Source organism: Xanthomonas cassavae CFBP 4642, from assembly GCF_000454545.1.
Lineage (GTDB): Bacteria > Pseudomonadota > Gammaproteobacteria > Xanthomonadales > Xanthomonadaceae > Xanthomonas > Xanthomonas cassavae.
Map to the genome: position 1 here is coordinate 2,098,620 of NZ_CM002139.1, position 14,893 is coordinate 2,113,512.

17 protein-coding genes are annotated in these 14,893 nt (G+C 66.4%); 14 read left to right on the forward strand and 3 right to left on the reverse strand.

Features of this window, described 5'->3' with window-relative positions:
• Window positions 1-123: 123 nt before the first annotated feature.
• The 6 genes from kdsA (at window position 124) to truD (ending at window position 5,425) form a co-directional block, all read left to right on the forward strand.
• Window positions 124-957: a 3-deoxy-8-phosphooctulonate synthase gene (gene kdsA / locus XCSCFBP4642_RS0109455; protein WP_029219571.1), complete on the forward strand. Its 834-nt coding sequence runs from the start codon at window positions 124-126 to the stop codon at window positions 955-957.
• A 286-nt stretch (window positions 958-1,243) separates the two neighbouring features.
• Window positions 1,244-2,536 (forward strand): phosphopyruvate hydratase, encoded by a 1,293-nt coding sequence (eno, locus tag XCSCFBP4642_RS0109465; protein ID WP_029219572.1) that lies wholly within the window; start codon window positions 1,244-1,246, stop codon window positions 2,534-2,536.
• Between the two features lie 3 nt (window positions 2,537-2,539).
• Complete coding sequence (ftsB, locus tag XCSCFBP4642_RS0109470; RefSeq protein WP_029219573.1) at window positions 2,540-2,905, forward strand: cell division protein FtsB; 366 nt, start codon at window positions 2,540-2,542, stop codon at window positions 2,903-2,905.
• Window positions 2,902-3,714 (forward strand): 2-C-methyl-D-erythritol 4-phosphate cytidylyltransferase, encoded by an 813-nt coding sequence (gene ispD / locus XCSCFBP4642_RS0109475; protein WP_029219574.1) that lies wholly within the window; start codon window positions 2,902-2,904, stop codon window positions 3,712-3,714. Before ftsB ends, ispD begins: the two co-directional genes overlap by 4 nt.
• Window positions 3,715-3,721: 7 nt before the next feature.
• The gene (gene ispF, locus XCSCFBP4642_RS0109480) at window positions 3,722-4,213 is read left to right on the forward strand and encodes a 2-C-methyl-D-erythritol 2,4-cyclodiphosphate synthase (protein ID WP_029219575.1); all 492 of its coding nucleotides are present in this window, start codon (window positions 3,722-3,724) and stop codon (window positions 4,211-4,213) included.
• A gap of 102 nt (window positions 4,214-4,315) precedes the next feature.
• Complete coding sequence (gene truD / locus XCSCFBP4642_RS0109485; RefSeq protein WP_029219576.1) at window positions 4,316-5,425, forward strand: tRNA pseudouridine(13) synthase TruD; 1,110 nt, start codon at window positions 4,316-4,318, stop codon at window positions 5,423-5,425.
• Between the two features lie 135 nt (window positions 5,426-5,560).
• Here truD and XCSCFBP4642_RS0109490 read toward each other — a convergent pair whose 3' ends face one another.
• On the reverse strand, window positions 5,561-6,100 hold the full coding sequence (locus tag XCSCFBP4642_RS0109490; RefSeq protein WP_029219577.1) for a Smr/MutS family protein: 540 nt from the start codon (window positions 6,098-6,100) through the stop codon (window positions 5,561-5,563).
• A 99-nt stretch (window positions 6,101-6,199) separates the two neighbouring features.
• Between XCSCFBP4642_RS0109490 and surE the strand changes: the two genes are divergently transcribed.
• From surE to XCSCFBP4642_RS0109510, 4 genes are read left to right on the forward strand one after another with little or no spacing between them, the layout of a single operon-like run.
• Window positions 6,200-6,979 (forward strand): 5'/3'-nucleotidase SurE, encoded by a 780-nt coding sequence (surE, locus tag XCSCFBP4642_RS0109495; RefSeq protein ID WP_029219578.1) that lies wholly within the window; start codon window positions 6,200-6,202, stop codon window positions 6,977-6,979.
• Window positions 6,976-7,653, forward strand: a complete 678-nt coding sequence (locus tag XCSCFBP4642_RS0109500) for a protein-L-isoaspartate(D-aspartate) O-methyltransferase (RefSeq protein ID WP_029219579.1) — start codon at window positions 6,976-6,978, stop codon at window positions 7,651-7,653. Before surE ends, XCSCFBP4642_RS0109500 begins: the two co-directional genes overlap by 4 nt.
• Window positions 7,654-7,671: 18 nt before the next feature.
• Window positions 7,672-8,286, forward strand: coding sequence for a YqaA family protein (locus XCSCFBP4642_RS0109505; protein ID WP_029219580.1), 615 nt, complete (start codon window positions 7,672-7,674; stop codon window positions 8,284-8,286).
• A complete protein-coding gene (locus XCSCFBP4642_RS0109510; RefSeq protein WP_029219581.1) occupies window positions 8,283-9,062 on the forward strand; it encodes a peptidoglycan DD-metalloendopeptidase family protein in 780 nt (259 codons plus the stop codon). The genes XCSCFBP4642_RS0109505 and XCSCFBP4642_RS0109510 overlap by 4 nt, the downstream gene beginning before the upstream one ends.
• 174 nt (window positions 9,063-9,236) lie before the next feature.
• On the opposite strand, the gene XCSCFBP4642_RS0109515 is transcribed toward XCSCFBP4642_RS0109510, so the two are convergent.
• Together XCSCFBP4642_RS0109515 and yhbY are read right to left on the reverse strand one after the other, a co-directional pair.
• Window positions 9,237-9,617, reverse strand: coding sequence for an Mth938-like domain-containing protein (locus XCSCFBP4642_RS0109515; protein ID WP_029219582.1), 381 nt, complete (start codon window positions 9,615-9,617; stop codon window positions 9,237-9,239).
• Between the two features lie 15 nt (window positions 9,618-9,632).
• On the reverse strand, window positions 9,633-9,938 hold the full coding sequence (gene yhbY / locus XCSCFBP4642_RS0109520) for a ribosome assembly RNA-binding protein YhbY (RefSeq protein ID WP_029219583.1): 306 nt from the start codon (window positions 9,936-9,938) through the stop codon (window positions 9,633-9,635).
• 65 nt (window positions 9,939-10,003) lie between these two features.
• On the opposite strand from yhbY, the gene rlmE reads away from it, so the two are divergent.
• The 4 genes from rlmE (at window position 10,004) to miaA (ending at window position 14,881) form a co-directional block, all read left to right on the forward strand.
• The gene (gene rlmE / locus XCSCFBP4642_RS0109525; RefSeq protein WP_029219584.1) at window positions 10,004-10,636 is read left to right on the forward strand and encodes a 23S rRNA (uridine(2552)-2'-O)-methyltransferase RlmE; all 633 of its coding nucleotides are present in this window, start codon (window positions 10,004-10,006) and stop codon (window positions 10,634-10,636) included.
• A 61-nt stretch (window positions 10,637-10,697) separates the two neighbouring features.
• Window positions 10,698-12,638: an ATP-dependent zinc metalloprotease FtsH gene (gene ftsH, locus XCSCFBP4642_RS0109530; RefSeq protein ID WP_029219585.1), complete on the forward strand. Its 1,941-nt coding sequence runs from the start codon at window positions 10,698-10,700 to the stop codon at window positions 12,636-12,638.
• 357 nt (window positions 12,639-12,995) lie between these two features.
• Window positions 12,996-13,898 (forward strand): dihydropteroate synthase, encoded by a 903-nt coding sequence (gene folP / locus XCSCFBP4642_RS0109540; RefSeq protein WP_029219586.1) that lies wholly within the window; start codon window positions 12,996-12,998, stop codon window positions 13,896-13,898.
• On the forward strand, window positions 13,898-14,881 hold the full coding sequence (gene miaA / locus XCSCFBP4642_RS0109545) for a tRNA (adenosine(37)-N6)-dimethylallyltransferase MiaA (RefSeq protein ID WP_029219587.1): 984 nt from the start codon (window positions 13,898-13,900) through the stop codon (window positions 14,879-14,881). The genes folP and miaA overlap by 1 nt, the downstream gene beginning before the upstream one ends.
• Window positions 14,882-14,893 lie beyond the last annotated feature (12 nt).

The window sequence follows — 14,893 nt, forward strand, 5'->3', positions numbered from 1 at the left end:
GGCGAGCGCGTGGCTACGCGCCAGCCAGGGCGAACCATTTTGCTTCAGCAGTACTTCGCAACCGCACCCTTACCCCAACCCCTCTCCCGGTGGGAGAGGGGCTTCAATCAACAAGGTGACCTGATGAAACTGTGTGACTTCGAAGTCGGCCTCGACCAGCCGCTGTTCCTGATCGCCGGCCCCTGCGTGATCGAGTCGATGCAGCTGCAGCTGGACGTGGCCGGCAAGCTGAAGGAGATCACCGGCAAGCTCGGGATCAACTTCATCTTCAAGTCGAGCTTCGACAAGGCAAACCGCACCTCAGGCACCAGCTTCCGCGGCCCGGGCCTGGAAGAGGGTCTGAGGGTGCTGGAGGCGGTGAAACAGCAGATCGGCGTGCCGGTGCTGACCGACGTGCACGAATACACCCCGATGAACGAGGTCGCCGCCGTCGTCGACGTGTTGCAGACTCCGGCCTTCCTGGTACGCCAGACCGACTTCATCAAGAATGTCTGCGCCGCCGGCAAGCCGGTCAACATCAAGAAGGGCCAGTTCCTGGCGCCGTGGGACATGAAGCCGGTGGTGGACAAGGCCAAGTCGACCGGTAACGAGCAGATCATGGTCTGCGAACGTGGCGCCTCGTTCGGCTACAACAACCTGGTCAGCGACATGCGCTCGCTGAGCGTGATGCGCGACACCGGCTGCCCGGTGGTGTTCGATGCGACCCATTCGGTGCAGTTGCCGGGCGGGCAGGGCAGCAGTTCCGGCGGCCAGCGCGAATTCGTGCCGGTGCTGGCGCGCGCGGCGGTGGCGGTGGGCATTTCCGGCCTGTTTGCCGAAACCCATCCAGACCCGTCCAAAGCCTTGTCGGACGGTCCCAACGCTTGGCCGCTGGACAAGATGGAAGCCTTGCTGGAGACGCTGCTGGCGCTGGACAGCATCACCAAGCGTCACGGCTTTCTTGAGCAAGGCGTCTGATCAGGCGATGCAGTGGAGCACGCGGCCGCTGCTGCGTGGTCCCTTATCGCTGCAGGTGCGGCTGCGCAATGTGCCGACACGCGTTGAACGATGCCGCGTGCGGCTGCAGCTGAACCAGCTGCACTGCGCTGTCCGCCGCGGCGGCCACGCACGGTTGCGGTGCGGGGATGTGCCTCCAGCGCGGCGGCCGGGCGATCACGCCATTTGGCAAGCCGCAGTCCTGCGGCGATAATCCGGCAGCTTGTTTCCGGTGTACTTCCCCTCTTACTGGTAACCGAACGGACCTATGACCACTATCGCCAAGATCCTCGCCCGCGAAATCCTCGATTCCCGCGGCAATCCCACGCTGGAGGCGGAAGTCACGCTGGCAGACGGCTCGTTCGGTCGTGCGGCCGTCCCCTCGGGCGCCTCGACCGGCACCAAGGAAGCGGTGGAACTGCGCGATGGCGACAAGACCCGGTACCTGGGCAAGGGCGTGCGTCACGCAGTGGACAACGTGAACGGCACCATCGCCGAGACGCTGAAAAACGTCGACGCCGCCGACCAGCAGGGCCTGGACCGTCGCCTGATCGATCTGGACGGCACCGAGAACAAGGGCCGCCTGGGCGCCAACGCGCTGCTGGGTGTGTCGCTGGCCGCCGCACATGCGGTGGCCGCCTCGCGCAAGCAGCCGCTGTGGCAGTACCTGTCCACCATCACCGAATCGGACGTGTCGCTGCCGGTGCCGATGATGAACATCATCAACGGCGGCGCGCATGCCGACAACAACGTCGACTTCCAGGAGTTCATGGTGCTGCCGGTCGGTTGCAGCTCGTTCTCCGAAGCGCTGCGCGCCGGCACCGAAATCTTCCATTCGCTCAAGTCGGTACTCAAGGGCCATGGCCTGAGCACGGCGGTGGGCGACGAAGGCGGCTTTGCACCGGACTTCCGCAGCAACGTCGAAGCGCTGGACACCATTCTCGAAGCGATCGGCAAGGCCGGCTACACCGCCGGTGAAGACATCCTGCTGGGCCTGGACGTGGCGTCCAGCGAGTTCTACGACAACGGCAAGTACAACCTGGTCGGCGAGAACAAGCGCCTGACCAGCGAGCAGTTCGTCGACTTCCTGGCCGACTGGGTCGCGCAATACCCGATCATCAGCATCGAGGACGGCCTGGCCGAAGACGACTGGGCCGGCTGGAAGCTGCTCACCGACCGCGTCGGCAAGAAGGTGCAGCTGGTGGGCGACGATCTGTTCGTGACCAACCCGAAGATCTTCAAGCAGGGCATCGATTCGGGCACCGCCAACGCGATCCTGATCAAGGTCAACCAGATCGGCACGCTGACCGAAACGCTGGAAGCCATCGCGATGGCGCATGCAGCCAATTACGCCTCCATCGTCTCGCACCGCTCGGGCGAAACCGAAGACACCACCATCGCCGACATCGCCGTGGCCACCACCGCCACCCAGATCAAGACCGGCTCGCTGTGCCGCAGCGACCGCGTCGCCAAGTACAACCAGTTGCTGCGCATCGAGCAGGCGCTGGGCTCCGGCGCGCGTTACGCCGGCCGCGACGCGTTCGTTTCGCTCAAGCGCTAAGCCGTGCGCAACTGGCGCTGGCTACTGCTGGTGCTGGCGGTGCTGCTGGCTTGGCTGCAGTACCGCTTCTGGTTCGGGCCTGGGAATTCCGGCGAAGTCATGATGCTGGAAGCCCAGGTCGCGCATCAGACACAGGACAACGAAGGTCTGCGCCAACGCAACCAGGCGTTGGCAGCAGAGGTGAAGGATTTGAAGGATGGCGAGGCGGCAATCGAGGAACGCGCGCGCAGCGAGCTGGGCATGATCAAGCCGGGCGAGACGTTCTACCGCGTGGTCGAGGATGCACCGCTGCCGTCCCCTGCAGCGGCTGAGGTTGCGGCTCCTGCACAGCAAGCGCCGGCCTCCGCCGACCCGGTGGATCACCCATGACCGGCTCGATCTGGGCCATCGTGCCTGCCGCCGGACGCGGCACCCGGTTTGGTGGGCCCACGCCCAAGCAATACCTGCACGCTGCCGGGCAGCCGCTGATGGCCTACACCCTGGCGGCACTGGCTGCACACCCGGCCGTGGCCGGCATCCTGGTGGCGATCGCTGCCGACGATGTCGATTGGCCGGGCTGGACGGCGGTGCAGTCCAAGCCGGTGCTGACCTGCCTCGGCGGTGCGACGCGCGCAGCGTCGGTGCTGGCGGGCTTGCTGGCATTGCCCGACAGCGTACGCGCGGACGATTTCGTGCTGGTGCACGATGCGGCGCGCCCGAATCTGGCATTGGCCGATCTGGACCGACTGCTGGAAATCGGCCGCGGCGACCCGGTGGGCGCCATTCTGGCGGCACCGGTGCGCGACACCCTCAAGCGTGCCGGCGACGATGGCGGCATTGATGGCACCGAGCCACGCGAACGTCTATGGCGCGCGCTCACTCCGCAGTTGTTTCGCCGGCATCAACTGATCCGCGGCCTCACCGAGGCCTCGGCCGCCGGTGTGGACGTGACCGACGAGGCAATGGCGATGGAGCGGCTGGGATTGCGCCCCTTGCTGGTGGAAGGGGCCGAAGACAACTTCAAGGTCACCACCTCCGCGGATCTGGCACGGTTTGAATTCGAACTGGCGCGCCGCGGCGTTACGGTCGATGCCGAGTCGTCAGGTGCGCAGGTCACCGATGTGCCGACCACCGCGCGCAACGCCGCTGCCCAGTCGGTCACTGCCGGGTACGGCAACGACGTCACTCAATCACCATAGGGTCTGCATGTCCTTCAATTTCCGCATCGGCCAAGGCTACGACGTCCATGCGTTCGGCCCTGGCGACCACGTGATGCTCGGCGGCGTGCGCGTGGCGCATGGCCACGGCGTGCTCGCACACAGCGACGGCGACGTGGTGCTGCACGCGTTGTGCGATGCCATGCTGGGCGCGCTGGCGCTGGGCGACATCGGCCAGCATTTTCCGCCCAGCGATGCGCGCTGGAAGAATGCCGACAGTGCGCAATTCCTGCAGCATTGCGATCAGTTGCTGCATGAACGCGGCTGGCGGGTCGGCAATGCCGATATCACCGTGATCTGCGAGCGTCCCAAGGTCGGCCCGCATGCGCTGGCGATGCGCGAACGTATTGCCGGCTTGCTGGCGGTCGAACTCGATGCTGTCAGCGTCAAGGCCACCACCAGCGAAAAGCTCGGCTTCACCGGCCGCGGCGAAGGCATTGCCGCACAGGCGGCGGTGCTGCTGGGCAAGATCGCTGCCTGATCCGATCCTGCTTGCCGGGCCTGTCCGGCGGGCGAGGTGACATTCCGCGCCGAGCCATCGGCCCACAGCGCACGATGCGTCGGCGCGAAGGCGAACCACAGCATGAGCGAAACCTCTGTTCTTCCACGCGCGCATGGCGTGGCCGTGTTGCGTGCGGCCATGCGCAGCACGCCGGACGACTTCCAGGTAGATGAGTTGCCGGCATTCGCGCCTTCCGGCGAAGGCGAGCATCTGTTGCTTACCATCCGCAAGCGTGGCCAGAACACTGCCTATGTCGCCAAGGCGCTCGCGCATTGGGCAGGCATCGCCGAAACGGGCGTCAGCTACGCCGGGCTGAAGGACCGCCATGCGGTGACCACGCAGCGCTTCAGCGTGCATCTGCCCAAGCGCATCGCGCCGGAGCTTGCCACGCTCGACGGCGATGAGATGCAGGTCATCGCCAGCACCTGGCACAACCGCAAGCTGCAACGCGGCGCATTGCTGGGCAATCGTTTCGTGTTGACGTTGCGCCAGGTGCAGGGCGAGCGCGCGGCGATCGAACAGCGCCTGCAGGCGATCGCCGCGCGCGGTATCCCGAACTGGTTTGGCGAACAGCGTTTCGGCCGCGATGGCGGCAACGTGGCCTCCGCGCTGGCGATGTTCGGTTATGTGTCCAATGCCGACGGCACCTTGTCGGCGGCGCCGGCATCCCGGCGGCGGCTGCGCAACGATCAACGCTCGATGCTGCTGTCGGCGGCGCGCTCGGCGTTGTTCAATCGGGTGCTCACCGCACGCGTGGAGCAGGGCAACTGGGACGCCGCGCTGGATGGCGAGGCGTGGATGCTGGATGGCTCGCGCAGCGTGTTCGGCCCCGAACCGTTCACCGATGTACTGGCAGAGCGCCTGGCGCGCTTCGATATCCATCCCAGCGGTCCGTTGTGGGGCGCCGGCGAACTGCGTTCGACCGGGCAGGCCGCGGCGGTGGAGCAGGGCGCGTTGTCGGACCCGCAATCGGAGGTGCTGCGACAAGGCCTGGAGGCCGCGGGCTTGAAGCAGGAGCGCCGCGCACTGCGCTTGCGTCCGCAACAGCTGGCGTATCGCTGGCTGGAGGCGGACAGCCTGCAGATCGAATTCGCACTGCCGCCGGGCTGCTACGCCACCGCGGTGCTGTGGGAGCTGGGCCAGGTCAGCGACGCCGGACGTCTCAACGCCGGCACGCGTCCCGACGCCTAGGCCTATTCAGTGGTCGTCGGCTGCCCGGCAAACACGTCACCGCGTAGGAGCGGACCTGGCCGCGACAGGCCTGCCCATCAACGCGTCCTTTGCGCAAGCGCATGCCGACATCGGCGACCCATCGCCCAATCGGCGCTAACGCCGCGCCAGCAACACCAGCAATGCTCCGGTGCCACCTTGCATGGCCGGCGCGGAATGAAACGCCAACACGTCGTTGCGCTGACGCAGCAGGCGATCCATCAGGTTTTTCAACACCGGCGCGCCGGTGTCCGACTGCAGCCCCTTGCCGTGGATGATGCGCACGCAGCCATGGTCGTGCGCATGCGCTTCCAGCAGGAACTGCCGCAGCAGGGATTCGGCCTGCGCGGCGGTGGCGCCATGCAGGTCCAGTTCGTCCTGGATCGAGAACTGACCGCGCTTGAGCCGCTGAAACAATCGGGTGGGAAGATTCTCGCGCCGGTAGCTGGCGGTATCGCCCGCCTCCAGCGGCGCACTGTCGCGCAGCAGACGCGCGAATTCGGTGTGCGCGTCCGCATCGTCGCGCTCGGCCATGCGGGCGCGCGGCTTGGGGCGCGGCTTGGCATTGGCCGGTGGGGCGACTTCACGAATCGGCTTGACCGCGCCGATCGCTGCGCGGAACAGCGCGCCGTCGTCTTCGTCTTCAGGATGCGACATGCTCACAGCCTAACCTGCCCAACCCCAGGTGCAAGCGAAGATCAAGCGCGAAGGGCGCGGACGCATCCGGTATCATGACCCGGTTTTCCGAGGAGTCCCATGCGCGTACTGGTTAGCAACGACGACGGTGTCGACGCCCCCGGCATCCAGATTTTGGCCGAGGCGCTGCGCCATGCCGGTCATGAAGTGATGGTGGTCGCGCCCGACCGCGACCGTTCCGGCGCCAGCAATTCGCTCACGCTGGATGTGCCGATCCGCACCCGCCGCATCGACGCGCAGACCTGCGCGGTGGCCGGCACGCCGACCGACTGCGTGCATCTGGCGCTGACCGGCATGCTCGATTACGACCCGGACATCGTGGTCTCCGGCATCAACAACTCGGCCAATCTCGGCGACGACGTGATCTATTCGGGCACCGTCTCCGCTGCGATGGAGGGCCGCTTCCTCGGCCTGCCCGCGGTGGCGGTCTCGCTGGTGACGCACAATCACGAGGCGCATCACTACGAAACCGCCGCGCGCGCCGCGGTGGAGATCGTGGCGCGGCTGAAGGCCGACCCGTTGCCGGCCGACACCATCCTCAACGTCAACGTGCCGGACCTGGCCTGGTCGGAGGTGCTCGGTTTCGAGGTCACCCGGCTCGGCAACCGCCACCGCTCCGAACCCTGTGTGCCGCAGCGCGACCCGCGCGGCCGCACCGTGTACTGGATCGGCCCGGCCGGGCCGGAGCAGGACGCCGGCGCCGGCACCGACTTCCATGCCGTGCGCACCGGGCATATCTCGATCACCCCGATCCATGTCGACCTGACCCGCTATCACGCGCTGGAGACGGTGGCCGGCTGGGTGGGCGGCCTGACTGCCGCGCTGGATACACCGGCATGACGCCGAGGCTGCGCCTGCAACCGGAATCGGTGGGGATCGGCATGACCTCGCAACGCGTGCGCGACCGGCTGGTGGAGCGCCTGCGCGAGGCCGGCATCCAGGACGAAGCCACGCTCAACGCGGTGCGCACCGTGCCGCGCCATCTGTTCATCGACGAAGCGCTGGCCTCGCGTGCCTACGAAGACACCGCCTTGCCGATCGGCCACGGCCAGACCATCTCGCAGCCCTGGGTGGTCGCGCGCATGACCGAGGCGGTGCTGCAGGTCGGCCCGACCAGGGTGCTCGAAGTGGGCACCGGCTCCGGCTACCAGGGCGCGATCCTCGCCGCGCTGGGGCTGGAGGTGTACACGGTCGAGCGCATCGGCGACCTGCTGCGGCAGGCGCGCAAGCGCTTCCGGCACCTGGGCATGAACGTGCGCAGCAAGCACGACGACGGCCGCATCGGCTGGCCCGAACATGGCCCCTACGATGCCATCGTGGTCACCGCCGCCGCCACGGCGCTGGTCGACGCGCTGGTCGATCAGCTCGCGGTTGGCGGGCGGCTGGTCGCCCCGGTCGGTGGCGCCTCGTCGCAATCACTGGTGCAACTCACGCGCGCTGCCGACGGCGCGATCGAGCAGCAGGTTCTGGCGCCGGTCACGTTCGTCCCGCTGTTGTCGGGCATGCTGGATTGAATCCATGAGAGTTTTTCGATGAAGATCTTCGGGCCGTTGTACGACGTGGCCATCCGTTGGTCGCGCCATCGCCGCGCACCAGCGCTGCTGACCGGCCTCAGTTTCGTGGAGGGTTTCATCTTCCCGGTGCCGCCGGAGGTGATGCTGGCGCCGATGTCGCTGGCCGAGCCCAAGCGTTCGCTCTGGTTCGCCACCTTGAGCCTGATCGGCTCGGTCTGCGGCGCATTGGTTGGCTACCTGCTGGGGCATTTCGCCTTTGCCGCGCTGCAGCCGCTGATCGAATGGCTGGGCTGGAGCACAAAGATCCAGGTGCAGGTCGAATCCCTGCGCGTGCTGGTGGCCGACTCACCCTGGAAGGCATTCTGGGCCTTGGTGCTGGTCGGCTTCACCCCGATTCCGCTGAAGATCTTCACCTGGGCCTCGGGCGTGGTCGGCGTGCCGATCCTGCCGTTCATCGCCAGCATGCTGGTGGGACGCGGCAAGCGCGTGTACCTGGTGGCCGGCGCCATCCGCCTGGGTGGCGCACGTGCCGAGGCCGCCTTGCACAAGTGGATCGAGCCGCTGGGTTGGATGGCCATGGTGGCGCTCGCGGTCGGCGCCGGCTGGCTGGTATGGAAGACAACGAACGGATGAGCAAGACGCAGATGAATTCGGTACGCGAGACAGCAGTCATGCTCATGGTCGCCATCGGGTTGACCGCCTGCAGCAGTGCCACGGTGGTGCGTTCGCCCGGTGCCGGCGGCGGTTCTGCGTCGGCGCGCCCTGCGCCAGCGCCGCGGCCGTCTGTGCCACGCCCCGGTGCCACCGTCACCGTGCAGCGCGGCGACACCCTGTATGCGATCTCGCGCCGGACCAATATCACGGCCGCCGACCTGGCGGCCTGGAACGGCCTGTCGTCTCCCAACACGATCTATCCAGGCCAGACCCTCAAGCTGTATCCCGGTGGGGCAAGCAAGCCCGGCAGCAGTGCTCCGGTGGCCGGTGCTACCGTGGTCCCGGCGCGTCCGGCAGCACCGGTCGCTGCGCCTGTCAGCAGCGGTTTTTCATGGCGCTGGCCCGCCGATGGCGTGGTGGTCGGTACGTTCGTGAGCGGAGAAACCACCAAGCAGGGCGTGGATATCGCCGGCGCCAGCGGCCAGGCGGTGCGTGCCGCCGCCGACGGCGTGGTGGTGTACTCCGGTGCCGGCCTGGTCGGTTATGGCGAGCTGATCATCATCAAGCACAACGACCAGTGGCTGTCGGCCTACGGCCACAACCGCAAGCGCCTGCTCAACGAAGGCCAGAACGTCAAGGCCGGCCAGCAGATCGCCGAAATGGGCCGCAGCGGCGCCGCGCGAGACATGCTGCACTTCGAGATCCGCTACAACGGCAAGCCGGTGGATCCGCTGCTGTATCTGCCAAAGAAGTGATTCGGGATTCGGGATTTGGGATTCGCAACGGCAACGGCAACGGCGCTGGGCTGATGGTGCCGCGTGGAAGATGCGTTCTAGCGGCCTGAAGATTGCTCGGGGTGTCGCTCCTGCTGTTGGCATGAGAGCGACATCTGCTCCAGCCCGCAGTTGCAAATCCCCAATCCCGACTCCCTAATCCCGGCCTTCCAGGATCATCGCCAGTGCCACCCTGCGGCCTTCGCTGGCCAGCACGTTGTAGGTGCGCGCCGCGGCCGCATTGGTCATCGCTTCCAGGCCGATACCGCGGGTCAGGCAGGCTGCCAGCACGTCCGTCTTCGGGAACTGCTGCCGCTCTCCGGTGCCGAGCAGGATCACCGCCGGGGCGAGCGCCAGTACCGCGTCCATATGCGCGACCTGGAGCTGTTCCAGGCCGCAGACCGGCCAGCCTTCCACCAGCTCGTCGGGCATCAGGATGAAGCTGCGCTGCAGAATCTGGTCGTTCACCTTGGCGTGGCGGCCATCGGCCGCACGCAGCGCATAGGTGTAGTCGGGGTGTTCCTGGCTTAAAGGCATGTCGAACTCGTCGGATCAGCCGCGCGGCAGCACGATCTGGCGCTTTTCCTTGCTGGGGCGGTACAGGATGGCGATGTGGCCGATCCGCTGTACCAGGGCGCTGCCGGTCTGTTCGACCAGTTCGGCGATCAATGCGTCGCGGGTCTCACGGTCCTCGGAAGCCACCTTCACCTTGATCAGTTCATGGCGCTCGAGCACTTCCTCGAGTTCGGCCAGAAATGCCGGCGTGACCCCCTTGCCGCCGGTCTGCAGCAAGGCCTTGAGGTCGTGGGCCTGGCCGCGCAGGAAACGGTTCTGGGCGGAGGTGAGAACAATGGACATGCAGGATCGAAGGGCAGCAAAGGGTGTTCAGGGTATCATGGCGGCCCGTTCGGACCCCTTTGCCAATGCCTTCCCGCAGTAAAAGCAGCCAGCGCTGGCTCAAGGAACACTTCGCCGACCCTTATGTGAAGAAGGCCCAGGCCGAAGGCATGCGTTCGCGCGCGGCCTACAAGCTGGAGGAGCTGCTGCAGCGCGACCGTCTGCTCAGGCCCGGCATGGTGGTGGTGGATCTGGGCGCCGCACCGGGTGGCTGGTCGCAACAGGTGCGCAAGTCCATGGGCGACAGCGGCCGGGTGCTGGCGCTGGACATCCTGGACATGCCCACCCTGGCTGGCGTGGAGTTCCTTCACGGCGACTTCAGGGAGCAGGCCGTCCTATCGCAGTTCGAAGCGATGCTGGGCGATGTGCCGGTGGACCTTGTGCTGTCGGATATGGCCCCCAATAAGAGTGGCATGGATGCGGTCGACCAACCGCGGATGATGCACCTGGCGGAACTGGCGATGGAATTTGCCGACACCCACCTCAAAACGGGTGGCGCGTTTCTGATCAAGTTATTCCAAGGTGCGGGGTCCGACGACTACATTCGCGAGCTTCGCCGCCGCTATGACAAGGTAACGATCCGCAAGCCGGCGGCCTCGCGCAAGCGCTCCCCGGAAGTTTATGCGCTCGGTCAGGGCAAGCGTGTCCAGATCAAGTAAGCTGCCAATGACCACCGTGTTTCAAGAATTAAAAGAGTAGAGGGCACCGGAGCCAATGAGGATGAACGACTTGACCAAGAATCTGCTGCTGTGGGTGGTCGTCGCGGTTGTGCTGATGGTCGTCTTCCAGAGCTTCTCGCCGCGGATGGCGGGCGGTGTCGGCGCCGACTCGATCACTTACACCCAGTTCCTGAAGGAAGTGGACTCCGGGCGCGTCAAGTCGGTGGATTACACCGACGAGACCAACCTGGCCGTCAACGCGATCCGCTTCAAGCGCACCGACGGCAGCGAGGCCACCGTCTACGGTCCGCGCGACGACAAGCTGGTCGACGTGCTGTACAGCAAGAACATCGAAATGACCCGGCAGAAGCCGTCCACCGGCCCAGGGTTCTGGTCGTTGGTGCTGAATTTCCTGCCGGTCATCCTGATCATCGGCTTCTGGCTGTTCATCATGCGCCAGATGCAGGGCGGTGGCGGCGGTGCCAAGGGTGCGATGAGCTTCGGCAAGTCCCGCGCCAAGCTGCAGGGCGAAGACCAGATCAAGATCACCTTCGCCGACGTCGCCGGTTGCGACGAAGCCAAGGAAGAAGTGGGCGAGCTGGTGGAGTTCCTGCGTGATCCGACCAAGTTCACCAAGCTGGGCGGCAAGATCCCGCGCGGCGTGCTGATGGTGGGGCCGCCGGGTACCGGCAAGACCTTGCTCGCCAAGGCGATTGCCGGTGAGGCCAAGGTGCCGTTCTTCAGTATTTCCGGCTCGGATTTCGTGGAAATGTTCGTCGGCGTCGGTGCGAGCCGCGTGCGTGACATGTTCGAACAGGCCAAGAAGCACGCGCCATGCATCATCTTCATCGACGAAATCGATGCGGTCGGTCGTCATCGCGGTGCCGGCCTGGGCGGCGGTCATGACGAACGCGAGCAGACCTTGAACCAGCTGCTGGTCGAGATGGACGGGTTCGAGGGCGGCGAGGGCGTGATCGTGATCGCCGCGACCAACCGTCCCGACGTGCTGGACCCGGCATTGCTGCGTCCGGGTCGTTTCGATCGCCAGGTCGTGGTGGGCCTGCCGGACGTCAAGGGCCGCGAGCAGATCCTGCGCGTGCACATGCGCAAGCTGCCGCTGGCCGACGACGTCGCGCCGATGGTCATTGCGCGCGGTACCCCGGGCTTCTCAGGTGCGGATCTGGCCAACCTCTGTAACGAGGCAGCGCTGTTTGCGGCACGCGAGGCGGTCAAGGAAGTGCGGATGGATCACTTCGACCGCGCGCGCGACAAGATCCTGATGGGCGCCGAGCGTCGTTCGATGGCGATGAGCGAGGAAGAAAAGACCAACACGGCTTATCACGAGGCCGGCCACGCCATCATCGGGCGTCTGGTGCCGGATCACGATCCGGTCTACAAGGTCACCATCATTCCGCGTGGGCGTGCGTTGGGTGTCACCCAGTTCCTGCCCGAGGGCGATCGTTACAGTTCCACCCGCGAGAGCCTGCATAGTCGTCTGGCCACGTTGTACGGCGGCCGTGTTGCCGAAGAGCTGATCTTCGGCGCGGACAAGGTGACCACCGGTGCCTCCAACGACATCGAGCGCGCGACCAAGATGGCACGCAACATGGTCACCAAGTGGGGTCTGTCCGATGAGCTCGGCCCGATCGCCTATGGCGAGGAAGAGGACGAGGTGTTCCTGGGGCGTTCGGTCACGCAGCACAAGAGCGTGTCGGATGAAACCGCGCGCAAGATCGACGACGTGGTGCGCGACATCCTGGATGGTGCCTACAACCGCGCCAAGACCATCCTGACCGAGAACATCGACAAGCTGCACGTGATGGCCAAGCTGTTGCTGGAGTACGAAACCATCGACGTGCCGCAGATCGACGCCATCATGGAAGGCCGCGACCCGCCGCCGCCGGCGGGCTGGGGCAAGTCCGACAGGGATGGTGGCAACAACAACGACAAGGGCAGCCCGCGTCCGTTGCCGCCGATCGCAGGCCCGGCCGAGCAGCTGTAAGCTGTTGCTGACCAGCGTGAGGTAACGAGCGTCGGGGCCAGGAAGCGATTCCTGGCCCCGATGCGTTGCGGCGTCGGGCAGGGTTGGAGGGCCTGGCAAGGACGGCGGCGGAGAGATCCTTGCAGCCTGCGATCCGCATGCGGTAGTTGTCCGGTGGGTCAATTCCAGCTACGTAACATGTCGGTCGTTGCGCGCTACGCGACAATGGCTCCGCATTTGCGGCTCACCGCACCGCGGGTCGGCTGCCACGACGTGGCAAAACTGCCATTTTCATCGCCATTGCCATCGATGCACTGCCACGCGCGCCAGCACGACACGCCGCCCATCATTCCGTACAACCGATCCAGGAGCTTCCCGATGTTCGACACCGCCCTCAAGCTGGATTGCGCCGGTCGCAGCCTGCGACTGGACGCGCCGCAGGTGATGGGCATCGTCAATGTCACCCCCGACTCGTTCTCCGACGGCGGCCAGCATGCGAGCTGCGATGCGGCCATTGCCCACGCGCTGCGGCTGGTGGAGCAGGGCGCGGCGGTACTGGATATCGGTGGCGAATCCACCCGTCCCGGGGCAGCGCCGGTGTCGCTGGACGACGAACTGCAGCGCGTGATTCCGGTAATACAGGCATTGGCGCATCAGACGACGGTGCCGATCAGCATCGATACGTCCAAACCGGACGTCATGCGCGCGGCCGTTGCGGCCGGCGCCGGCATGATCAACGATGTCTACGCGCTGCGGTCGCCGGGCGCGCTGCAGACTGTGGCAGAGCTGCAGGTGCCGGTGGTGTTGATGCACGCGCGCAACGCGCCGCATGCGATGGAGCAGGCGCCGCACTACGACGACGTGGTGGGGGAGGTGCATCGGTTCCTCGCCGAGCGCATCTTCGCTGCGGAGATGGCCGGAATCGACAAGCGTCGGCTGGTGCTCGACCCGGGGTTCGGTTTCGACAAGACCACCGCGCACAACCTCACCCTGCTGGCGCAGTTGCAGCGCTTGCAGGAGTTCGGGTTGCCGGTGCTGGCGGGGCTGTCGCGCAAACGCAGCATCGGCGAGCTGACCGGGCGCGAGGCGGCCGCAGAGCGGGTACACGGCTCGGTGGCAGCGCATCTGATTGCCGCCCAGCACGGCGCGCTGTTGTTGCGCGTGCACGATGTTGCCGCGATCGTGGATGCGCTGAAGGTCTGGAGCGCGGTCGCTGCGATCCCGGTGCCACGGGTGTCGGCGCCGGCTGCGGCGACGATCCGCTGGCCGGACGAGGACTGATGCCAGCCGACCGCCGCCCGCTGGCGATCGCGCTGATGGGCCCCACCGCCAGCGGCAAGACCGCGCTGGCGCTGGAGGCGGCGCAGCGCTGGAATGGCGAGATCGTCAGCGTCGATTCGGCGCTGGTCTATCGCGGGCTGGATATCGGTGCGGCCAAGCCGGATGCGGCGATGCGCGCGGCGGTGCCGCACCATCTGATCGACTTGCACGATCCCTGGCAGACCTATTCGGCCGCCGAGTTCGCCAGCGATGCGCGGCGCGCAATCGAGGACATCGTTGCGCGTGGCAAGCTGCCGATCCTGGCGGGCGGCACCGGGCTGTATTTCCGCGCGCTGCTGGAGGGGCTGTCGCAACTGCCCGAAGCCGACCCGGCGGTGCGCGCGGCGATTGCAGCGGAGGCCGAGCAGCTCGGATGGGCAGCCTTGCATGCGCAGCTGGCGCAGATCGATCCTGTCGCTGCGGCGCGCATTCATGCCACCGACCCGCAACGCATCCAGCGTGCGCTGGAGGTGTATCGCATCAGCGGCCGGCCGATCAGCTATTGGCAGGGGCTGCCGGCGCCGCCACGCCTGCCGGTGCGGGTGCTGAAGCTGATCCTGGCCCCGCGCGAGCGGGCCGTGCTGCATGCGCGTATCGCGCAGCGGCTGGAGCAGATGCTGGCGCAGGATTTTCTCGGCGAAGTGCAAGCCCTGCGGGCGCTGCCGCAGATGCGTACGGTGGCTGCACCGCTGGATCTGCCGGCGGTCCGCGCGGTGGGCTACCGCCAGGCCTGGGAATATCTGGACGGAGCCGGCAGCCTGGCCGAGTTCCGCGACAAGGCGGTGCAGGCGACCCGGCAGCTGGCCAAGCGGCAGCTCACCTGGCTACGTGGCGAGCTCGACGCGCGCTGGTTCGACCCGGAGCGCGACCGCCATCGATTGGAGGACGCACTTGTCGGCTTCCTCGCCCATCGGCCTGCTGTACGGCAGGCTTCAGGCGTGTAACATCCCGTTTCC